The organism is Bacillus sp. SIMBA_026 (assembly GCF_046535335.1).
Classification (GTDB): domain Bacteria; phylum Bacillota; class Bacilli; order Bacillales; family Bacillaceae; genus Bacillus; species Bacillus velezensis.
This window is the reverse complement of record NZ_JAWRWX010000013.1, coordinates 1-2,340: the sequence shown is the minus strand read 5'-3', so window position 1 is coordinate 2,340 and position 2,340 is coordinate 1. Positions and strand designations below refer to the sequence as shown.

The 2,340-nt window shown below is 56.2% G+C and carries 2 protein-coding genes and 2 pseudogenes; 1 reads left to right on the top strand and 3 read right to left on the bottom strand.

The features are described 5' to 3' along the window. Window positions 1–924: 924 nt before the first annotated feature. A complete protein-coding gene (locus tag SB847_RS20395; RefSeq protein ID WP_000165985.1) occupies window positions 925–1,116 on the bottom strand; it encodes a Rop family plasmid primer RNA-binding protein in 192 nt (63 codons plus the stop codon). A gap of 31 nt (window positions 1,117–1,147) precedes the next feature. Here SB847_RS20395 and SB847_RS20390 point away from each other — a divergent pair, with 31 nt between their 5' ends. After that, entirely contained in the window at window positions 1,148–1,516 is a 369-nt protein-coding gene (locus SB847_RS20390) for a hypothetical protein (RefSeq protein WP_000538659.1), read from the top strand. A 17-nt stretch (window positions 1,517–1,533) separates the two neighbouring features. Here the strand turns inward: SB847_RS20390 and SB847_RS20385 are convergent. Both SB847_RS20385 and lacI read right to left on the bottom strand, forming a co-directional pair. Next, window positions 1,534–1,875: pseudogene (locus SB847_RS20385) on the bottom strand (hypothetical protein); the annotation flags it as partial. Between the two features lie 49 nt (window positions 1,876–1,924). Next, window positions 1,925–2,340 (bottom strand): annotated as a pseudogene (gene lacI, locus SB847_RS20380) (DNA-binding transcriptional repressor LacI); the annotation flags it as partial.

Below are 2,340 nucleotides of genomic sequence, written 5' to 3'. Positions count from 1 at the left end.
CCAACTCTTTTTCCGAAGGTAACTGGCTTCAGCAGAGCGCAGATACCAAATACTGTCCTTCTAGTGTAGCCGTAGTTAGGCCACCACTTCAAGAACTCTGTAGCACCGCCTACATACCTCGCTCTGCTAATCCTGTTACCAGTGGCTGCTGCCAGTGGCGATAAGTCGTGTCTTACCGGGTTGGACTCAAGACGATAGTTACCGGATAAGGCGCAGCGGTCGGGCTGAACGGGGGGTTCGTGCACACAGCCCAGCTTGGAGCGAACGACCTACACCGAACTGAGATACCTACAGCGTGAGCTATGAGAAAGCGCCACGCTTCCCGAAGGGAGAAAGGCGGACAGGTATCCGGTAAGCGGCAGGGTCGGAACAGGAGAGCGCACGAGGGAGCTTCCAGGGGGAAACGCCTGGTATCTTTATAGTCCTGTCGGGTTTCGCCACCTCTGACTTGAGCGTCGATTTTTGTGATGCTCGTCAGGGGGGCGGAGCCTATGGAAAAACGCCAGCAACGCGGCCTTTTTACGGTTCCTGGCCTTTTGCTGGCCTTTTGCTCACATGTTCTTTCCTGCGTTATCCCCTGATTCTGTGGATAACCGTATTACCGCCTTTGAGTGAGCTGATACCGCTCGCCGCAGCCGAACGACCGAGCGCAGCGAGTCAGTGAGCGAGGAAGCGGAAGAGCGCCTGATGCGGTATTTTCTCCTTACGCATCTGTGCGGTATTTCACACCGCAATGGTGCACTCTCAGTACAATCTGCTCTGATGCCGCATAGTTAAGCCAGTATACACTCCGCTATCGCTACGTGACTGGGTCATGGCTGCGCCCCGACACCCGCCAACACCCGCTGACGCGCCCTGACGGGCTTGTCTGCTCCCGGCATCCGCTTACAGACAAGCTGTGACCGTCTCCGGGAGCTGCATGTGTCAGAGGTTTTCACCGTCATCACCGAAACGCGCGAGGCAGCTGCGGTAAAGCTCATCAGCGTGGTCGTGAAGCGATTCACAGATGTCTGCCTGTTCATCCGCGTCCAGCTCGTTGAGTTTCTCCAGAAGCGTTAATGTCTGGCTTCTGATAAAGCGGGCCATGTTAAGGGCGGTTTTTTCCTGTTTGGTCACTGATGCCTCCGTGTAAGGGGGATTTCTGTTCATGGGGGTAATGATACCGATGAAACGAGAGAGGATGCTCACGATACGGGTTACTGATGATGAACATGCCCGGTTACTGGAACGTTGTGAGGGTAAACAACTGGCGGTATGGATGCGGCGGGACCAGAGAAAAATCACTCAGGGTCAATGCCAGCGCTTCGTTAATACAGATGTAGGTGTTCCACAGGGTAGCCAGCAGCATCCTGCGATGCAGATCCGGAACATAATGGTGCAGGGCGCTGACTTCCGCGTTTCCAGACTTTACGAAACACGGAAACCGAAGACCATTCATGTTGTTGCTCAGGTCGCAGACGTTTTGCAGCAGCAGTCGCTTCACGTTCGCTCGCGTATCGGTGATTCATTCTGCTAACCAGTAAGGCAACCCCGCCAGCCTAGCCGGGTCCTCAACGACAGGAGCACGATCATGCGCACCCGTGGGGCCGCCATGCCGGCGATAATGGCCTGCTTCTCGCCGAAACGTTTGGTGGCGGGACCAGTGACGAAGGCTTGAGCGAGGGCGTGCAAGATTCCGAATACCGCAAGCGACAGGCCGATCATCGTCGCGCTCCAGCGAAAGCGGTCCTCGCCGAAAATGACCCAGAGCGCTGCCGGCACCTGTCCTACGAGTTGCATGATAAAGAAGACAGTCATAAGTGCGGCGACGATAGTCATGCCCCGCGCCCACCGGAAGGAGCTGACTGGGTTGAAGGCTCTCAAGGGCATCGGTCGAGATCCCGGTGCCTAATGAGTGAGCTAACTTACATTAATTGCGTTGCGCTCACTGCCCGCTTTCCAGTCGGGAAACCTGTCGTGCCAGCTGCATTAATGAATCGGCCAACGCGCGGGGAGAGGCGGTTTGCGTATTGGGCGCCAGGGTGGTTTTTCTTTTCACCAGTGAGACGGGCAACAGCTGATTGCCCTTCACCGCCTGGCCCTGAGAGAGTTGCAGCAAGCGGTCCACGCTGGTTTGCCCCAGCAGGCGAAAATCCTGTTTGATGGTGGTTAACGGCGGGATATAACATGAGCTGTCTTCGGTATCGTCGTATCCCACTACCGAGATATCCGCACCAACGCGCAGCCCGGACTCGGTAATGGCGCGCATTGCGCCCAGCGCCATCTGATCGTTGGCAACCAGCATCGCAGTGGGAACGATGCCCTCATTCAGCATTTGCATGGTTTGTTGAAAACCGGACA